This window comes from Chlorobium sp. (genome assembly GCF_036528655.1).
Lineage (GTDB): Bacteria > Bacteroidota > Chlorobiia > Chlorobiales > Chlorobiaceae > Chlorobium.
The window spans coordinates 1-8,571 of record NZ_JAIGND010000044.1; the positions used below are offsets into that span (position 1 = coordinate 1).

Here is an 8,571-nt window from a genome sequence, read left to right on the forward strand (position 1 = left end):
GAATATTGATATCCTTCAGACTCGGCATCTCGCCGCGAACGATACCCATCGTGCTCATCAGTTTGCCCATACCGGCCAGCGTCCGAGCATTGGCAACCGTCAGGTCGAAAAACCCGTTAAAGTATGCTCGCTGCGCCTGGTAATACTCGTTTTCCGTATCCAGCAGATCGAGCAGCGTCCTCTTCCCGATGTTGAACTGCTCACGATAAGCAGCCCTGACACGGTCGAGGTTCTTCCGGTGCTGATCCAGATACCTCACCTGTTCAGCTACTTTGACCCGGTCGTTATACGCTATCGATACCGTCTGGCGAAGATCGGTCGCCGCTTTGTCTTTCACATCAACCGACCGGTACAGCTTCTGCTTGTACTGCCTTACTGCCGCCGCATCAGAGCCGCCGTTGAGGATATTGTAGCTCAGCACCATTTCAGCAACCGCTTCGTTACGGTTGCCGTCTATGCCGTCGGCATCCCAGGTCCAGTCATGACGGGCCCTGAAATCGAGACGCGGATAAAACTTCGATTCCTGCACCTTCACCGCATGTTTCGACGCGTTGATCTCCGACATGGTGGCAAGAAATCCGGGATTGTACTGAAACGCCTCATGCAGCGTTTCCGTTACGGTGCCAGGAATGCCATCGACCGGCAGCAGCACCGCTTCGAGGTTCTCTTCCGGCAACTCGCCGACGAGACGCTGGTAACGTGCCGTCACATCGTGCAGATTGCTCAACTCCGTAATATAGTTCGACTGCGCAAGCGCCACGCGAGCGCTGATCTGCTCGAGATCGACTCCCGCTCCAACCCCTGCACCAACACGATTACTGACCTGATTGAATATATCCAGATGGTAATCGTAATTAGTCTTTGCAAGGCGCACCATCTCGCGGTAGCGCAAGATATCGGCGTAGGCCCTGTAGCTTTCGAGCCCGACGTTTTCAATGGAATCCATGAACTCGAAATACCTTGCCTGCCCCGAATGCTTCAACCGGCAGACCTGATTGCAGGTATAAAACCCGTCAAAAAGCATCTGCGTCATCTCGAGACGTACGCCCTTGCGCCAGTATTCCTTATCGGTCACATCGTCGCCGTAAATCCACTCGCGGCCGATCCCTGCCGAAGCATCGACCTTCGGCCAGTATCCCCCGTTGTAGACGCCCTGCTCTTCGTACACATCGCGGAACGCATGGAACCTTGCCTTGACCTCCGGATTCGTGTTGATCGCCTTCTCAACCGCCTCTCGCACAGTAACCGGCCCGGCAAATGCCGTCGGAGCCCCAAGGGAGAGCAGCAATATCGCCGCCGACAGGGTTTTCAGGTTTTTCCTGGTTGTATGCTTCATAAGCTTGAATGAGTTTGTTTGTAAGTAATCGTTTTAAATTCCGCCTACCCCCTACACGATGGAATCAACAATCTCTTTTTGAACATAAACCTTGATCGTTGAATCATTTGTATTGCTGTATTCGTCAAAACTGCCAGCCGGAGAATCTTTACTCCAGCCGTTTGATGCCTCAAACTTAACGGAATCACCACTGTCACCAAGAATATACAGATCATGTGTCGATGAATCGGTCATTGCACGAACATCCTGCCAGGTAATATTTTCAAGAATGTGATCGCCACTGACCGTCAAGTCAATTCTCTCGATATTGAAAATAGATCTGTCCGTATCAAAATCAATCCCCTCTCCCTTACGCAGTACCAGCGTATCTTCACCTGCAAGCCCGTCATAGCTTCTGGTATTGGCAACATCAGCCATTCCGTCGTACAGCAGGGTATCGTCGGTGGTCGTCGGTATAATCTGCGCGATGTCGAGCGTGAAGCTGCCAGAGACGGTTGTGGATGGAGTCGTAGAACCATTCTCATAGGTAACCGCCGTAACCGTCACTCCCGGAGTGCCGATAACCCGAGCAGATTGTATAAACGACAACGCATTCGTATCGGCAACCGTAAGACCGGATAGCGTATAGGTGTCAGTGCTTTCTTCATAACTGACTCCGGTCAGTTCAACAGATCCGTCTCCAAAGAACCTGGCATATCTGCCAAGTCCCTGCAACGTCACGGTTGCCGTTTCCGAACCGTCAAAATCAGCCATCGAGGCATTCAGATTAATCGGAATCAGCTCTCCTTCAATGCCGAACGTGTGAGTCGGATTGATTGTCAAACCATCGACTACAGGAAGGACCTCAAGATCGAACGGGAATGACTGCTTTAGCGGAGTGTCGAGTCCGTCTTCAATGGTATAGACCGAGAGAGAAATATTGTCAACTGTACCGCTGACATTCTTGGGCGGCTGAATGGCAATATACGAAGGCATTGTACTGCCAAGCGACCACGTATTGTGGCCCAATCCGTCATCTCCGGCATTCAGTGCCAACTTCTCTCCTGTCGCATCGTTGATGATATAGACCATATAACCGTTCGGGACATTCTCCAGAAGAATACTCTGCACCGATTCTGAACCATCAGTATCAACGAGACCAGGATTGACGAGAACCACCTTGATCCGGGTATCTTCGTTTCCTGAAGCCGTAATGGAATCAACCCTGTACCCGTCGATAACAGGTATAACATCAATCGTTGTGGCACCAATAGCCGGTAAGGTTACTGTTCCAGGAGGATCTGAGAGAGGAGTTTCTTTGGAATCCATGGATGCATCAATCCTGACGCTGCCGGACGAGTGTTCCACAGGGACATAGGTAAATGTCAAAGAATCGGCATAAGATACCCCGCTGATTTTGTACACAGCATAATCCGCACCGACAGAATCCGGCGTAATCACACTATTACTTCCATCAAGCAGTACGCCTGAATGGACATCCATACCGCTATCCGTTATCGTCAACATCAGATCGCCAACAAGCTCGGTGTTGCCGTAATCTTCATCATTCCTGAAGCTGACGGTAAACTGTACATCCTCTCCGCTGTCTGTAAACAATCCGGGATTCACATCATCTTCACCCTCTATACCACGAGGCGTAATGACAATCGCTGTCGGATCGCTCACCGGGTAGACCTCTGGCTGAGCATGGAAGGTCGCGACATTCTGCTGAGCGCCCTCTGCATAGGTTGTCAGGGTCAGATCAAACGCGAACTGATCATTGAAATTATTTTCGTTCCTGTTTGCAGGCGGTGTAAGCGTAATACTGTGCAGCAGTGTCTGCAGATCAGCATTATCTCCTGTACCGGATGCGGTATAGACTACTTCGCCGCCAGGCAATACGGTACGTTCCATACCTGATACAATAGTTCCATCAGGAATATTTTTCAGCGTGATACTGAAATTTCCGGAATCAGAAATTGCTGCGTTTGTCAGATCTGCAAGAGATGACGAAGTATCTTCTGTTGCATTGAATGCTGTATCAAACTGCCAGGAGGTAATTTCAGCTGGCGGGGCATAAACTGCTCCATCATCAACAAAAGCAGGATCAATTTTGACCGTAAAACTTGTCGATGCCGTGGAGATGCCCGAAGCGACGGTCGCTGGCGGGTTCGAACCCATATCGCGACTTTCCGCGGTTATGGTAATGGTTGCACTACCTGAAGAAGCAAGCTGATCTTCAGTGCCATCGATATTGAAAAATATCGTCTGCTCAATGCCATCATTATTATCAAACTCCGCATCAGGCTGCACGTCGATGATCCACCGACCGGTATTCGCAGTCGTGTCGGTATCTCCTATATAAGTACCACCGACAACAGAAATTCCGTCCGGAACACCGTCGATTACAAACCGCTGAAGCACTTCGGATTCATCGATATCTTTTCCTCCTGGATTTTCAGCGGTATCGTCACGCTGACCAACCATAACCTTCACCTCCAGCATTGTGCTACCAAAAACCGTAACAGTATTACCGCTTACGGAAGAATCAGCACCTGAAACCCTGTCATCAGGCGTAATCGATAAAAGCGTCGCATCGATCGGATCCGTCACGGCATTGACTTGCAGCATGTATGAATCTGTTGTCCATACCGTTATATGATCGACAAGAACAGGGGCCCCAAAAGTATCAAGCACTGGATTACCTGCAAGATCAATAAGCGGCACCGTCGTTCCATCGCTTGTCGGATCCTTGATCGCGTACTGTATTTCAAAATTATATGTGCCATCGACATCATGCTCATTCTGCACATAGATATGTTCTGACTGCTCACCGGTAAGCTTGTAATAACCATCGCTATCGGCAACCATACCCGGCTGACCGAAAGCAATCGGACTACCGATGCCAGCATCATCCGCATCATAATAGAGCGTAAATGATTTGCTGTCAACATCTGAAGCCTTGATCCAGACCGATTCCAGCACTTCATCGGTATCACCATTCTGATACTCTATATCAAAATCAACCCGCACAAACTGATCTTCGTTAAAGCTGGTCGAGGTTACAATGGTTGCTTCCGGTGATGGTGTAACGGTTTTCGTAATCGAAAGCACCGGGCCGGTCCATGTATCGCCATCATTTTCAGTCGTTACCGGAATACCATTGAAGGTTACGGTGCCGCTGTAGTTTTCTGGAACGGAAAGATAGGTGCCCGATAGATCATCGGGAGTCAGCACCCATCTGCGCGAGGTCCCCTCTCCACCGAGGAAGGCAACGTTCGTACCGACAATGTCAAAACCTTCCGGCAGGCCTGTGAAATATCCACTCACGCTTTCCGAGCCGTCGGTATCGATAGGTGCGACAGAATTGATTACCTGACTCATCGGAATCTGGCAACCATATTGATCCACAAGCTCTTCCACGCACCCTTTAGGTTGTACGCCAACAGTAACACCATCGGCATCACCGGTTATATCGACTGTTATCGTAAGTGTCTGGCTGACAGGACCGGTCGGAACGAGTGCATCACTCTCGACCGCATACGCCGTCACAGACAGGTCGAAATCCACATTACTGTGCAGTGGCGGCAATATGGTGAGCGGCAACGATGAATCAAAGTTCTCTATTATTACATAACCATCCGTTGCAGTAGTTGCATAAATAACGTTTCCATTGTAGGTCATCCGGGAACCATCAGGAATCTCCGAAATAACAACCCAGAAGTTCTCGGAACCATCCTTGTCACTGCTTGTCGGCCGAATGGAAAGCGGTCGTTCATTGTCTTCAATAACACCGACAGGAGAAGTCACGGCAAGAGTAACGTCATCGGCCACAGGCGTCACATCAAGAGTCAGCACAACTTCGCCGGTAATCCGGGTATTGACTGTGCCACCCGGATCCTGATCGGTATCGACCGTCTTGGCGTTGACAATAATACGTATGTCATCTTCGGCAAAATGGGCTGGCGGTTTGAACTCCAGTGTATCAAGAAATTCAATGGGTACTTCTATAGGGGTTCCTGAATACATCCTGATCTGGTCTGATGACCCATCATTGTATCTGAACCGGGAACCTATAAGCTCATTGCCGGACGAATCTTCTGGAGTGAACAGCGCATACGTTTTTTCCGAATTATCCTGATAGGATAACGTCGTTGTATCCTCGTTACTCCACGGAGTCTTAAGATCGAAACTATCCGGATCACCTGGAATACCGACTCGATGAAGCTTGAACCACTCATCTTCCGTAGCGGTGACGACCCCATAGTCGTGCGACGGATTCATCCGCAGATCGGCACTGAGGTTTCCGTCAGAATCGGGATCATTGTCTCCGACGGGATTAAGATCATCCGAAACGCCATCCATCCCCGAGTCCGTTCCGATCACCTCTGCTACCGGGGTAACGGTAACCTTCATTTCGTGAATAACCGTCCTTGTATCCACCATATCCGCAGTCCCGTCGCCATCCGGATCGCTCGTATCAGTAGAGGTCACTTCAATACTCAGCACAGGAATATCGGCGCTCGAATGACCCGGCGGCAGAATCGTGTAGTATTGATAATTGAAGGTGTTACCTGTCGGGTCTCCAGTATACGCTATTGTTACATCGTCGGAATCAATAGTGTAATCCGCTCCGCTGCCGGTTGTCAGAAGCACACCCCCTTCATCATACAGCTTCCATCCCGCAGGAAGAGCCTTTATCGTTATCCCGGTGATAACCTCCTTGCCGCCGATAAGCGGATCGGTTGATGTATCCGTCGGTACAAGACCCAGCAAGAACTGCACCCTGGTATCTTCGGGTGTCGATACATCAGGGGAAGCAATGTCGTCTGCTACCGGTTTGACATACAGATTGAGCATGACGAAATCCTCCTCCTGAACAATCAGACCGGTCTCCCATGTACTGTCCTGGTCAATTGTTGTCAGGGTAACCTTTATATCCTTCAGATCTCCGCTGAAATCTTTCGGAGGCATCAGATTGATATCAGGCAGGGTTTTACCGTCTGTCAGCATGATGGAAATAGTACCGCTGTCTCCAATGGTTGTCCCGTTAACCACGGTTCCAACAGGCAGATTGCTCAGGACGATGTAACGCGTTTCACTTGTATCTCCGGTTCCTGTATTTTCCGCCGGGTTACCCAGAACACTATTATTGATGTCTGATGGATCAACTGCGGTATACTCGAGCAAACTCTTCAGATTGAATGTCGAATCTTCAGCAATCCACTTGTTCAGCGTGCCATCCTCAAGAGTCGTATAGATATAGCTGTCTTGAGAATCGATAGTTCTTGACGGAAGCGGATTAACAAACGAATCGGGATGTAACAGGTCCGTCGTGGTGTCCGGAGCAGTCGTCTTCCATTGAAGGTCAACACGATCGGTTACTGCCTTGACGGTGATGACGTCGTTCACAGTCTTTGTTACACCTGGAACCGGCACACCACCAACTGATTTCTGATTTCCGGCTCCATCAACCTCATATTCAGTCACCGACATTGTTACGGTAAAATTAACATTGCTGTCGGGAGGAGGCAATATCATAAGAGCGTTAAAATCCGCTGTATCCAGCGTCGTCAAATCAGCAACCGGTATTCCATTCATAGACAAACCATCTGTCAACCGGATCGTAACGTCATTATCGGCCGCTGTACCGGTAAACAAAACCGTTCCATCCGATTTCAGCAACTGTGCGCCATCAGGAATTCCGCCCAGGGTAATCAGCCCGAACCTTTCCGAATCATCGCCCGATACTGCTGCGCTATTCTGATCTGTCGAGTCATTGATCGCTGGCGCAACCAGACCAAGCGCAACTGGCTTGTCTTCTTGAGTTTCGGCAGAAGTATCCGCCATAATCGGCGCATCCGATACTGGCGTAACCGTCACAGAAACCGTCACCAGATGTGAAGATCCGTCCTCATCGATATGTGTATAAACGAATGAATCCGCTCCGCTGTAATCTCCATCAGGAGTATAGGTAATCGTACCATTCGCGTTTACGACTGCCGTACCATATTTCGGCCCATCTGTGTCGCCTTTGGCTGGAACGGATGTGTTCGACGACGTTGCATCGGCGCTCGTGGTAATGGTATTGGCAGCAGTCGGACTATCCTCCACAACGGTCATTGCCTTGGGGGTCGGCAACGTATTGTCATCATAAATCGTTATCGGAATCTGTACGGTTTTCTTATCAAGCTGCTCGTTATTGTCCCAGATTGCCAGATCAAACATAAGATCGATCTCGTTTGGACGTATTTCTGTACTAGGAATGAGTTCAGTGCCTGGATCGGGAATATGATCAAGCGGCTGATAGAGCGTAAACCTGTATTCAGGCGTACCGTCAAAGTTTTGATTTCCTAATATTTCGACGGTAAACACCGGCTCGTTTCCACTGGTTGTGGATGCTGTCAATGTTCTCTTGTCTGAGCTCAATGTATAGGTCAGATCCCTGCCTTTAGATTTGAGTTCGGAAAATTGACGCCGATCGGTTTCTTCAATACTTGTTGTGATATCCTTTAAGTTAATATCAAGAATAGAATTACCCGCAAAAGTAACCATCCGGTAATCAAAATAGATCTCTTTTGGATCTGCCCCCTGAGTAAATGTTATATCCTCGGTTTTAACGGTCTCTGTTGCATTTGGATCGCTACCTTCAGGTAGATTTTTTTCATAAAGACTTGACTGAGCAGGCGTTTTAATGTCTGGTTCCGTATCGATGATTTTAATTTTAAAAACCGCCGTTGAAAGATCTCCGTCGGCATCTTGAATAGTATAGGTTAAATCCTCATTCAGGAAATTTGTTGTCGTATGTGTGCTGAAGGGATCGGAAATATACTGAAACGTTCCATCTGCCATGACCTTGATCGCTCCATACTGGGTATTTACCCACTGACCGATTGTACCAGTTAAGACCGTGCCATTCTCGTTCTTGTAGGTAAATGAATGTATCTCGGCAGTTGCATTATCAGCACCAATCAGATCGTTGTCAAGCAGATTGCCTGTGGTTTTATGTAATGACAATGCCGTAGAATAATCTGGTGATACATTATCTCCATTACCACCTTCAGAAACAGACCACCATGCCTGATTTTCCAGTTCTGCAGTAACATTAAAATCGTGAGTTGCAATCGAAACGTCGTCCTGAACCGTGATCAGCAGACTGCCGCTGCCGGCTGTCGCGCTGTCCCCGTCTTCGTCGTACCTGACGATCACTCCGGAGAGGTCGAGGTCAAGCAGACCTTCGGTGTTCCCGTCCGCAG

At 49.0% G+C, this 8,571-nt stretch carries 2 protein-coding genes; both read right to left on the reverse strand.

Features of this window, described 5'->3' with window-relative positions; translation table 11 throughout:
• Positions 1 to 1,336, reverse strand: a 1,336-nt coding sequence (locus K4305_RS11335) for a TolC family outer membrane protein (protein WP_331562570.1), incomplete at its 3' end; no start/stop codon positions are given.
• 51 nt (positions 1,337 to 1,387) lie between these two features.
• Complete coding sequence (locus K4305_RS11340; RefSeq protein ID WP_331562571.1) at positions 1,388 to 8,524, reverse strand: Ig-like domain-containing protein; 7,137 nt, start codon at positions 8,522 to 8,524, stop codon at positions 1,388 to 1,390.
• Positions 8,525 to 8,571 lie beyond the last annotated feature (47 nt).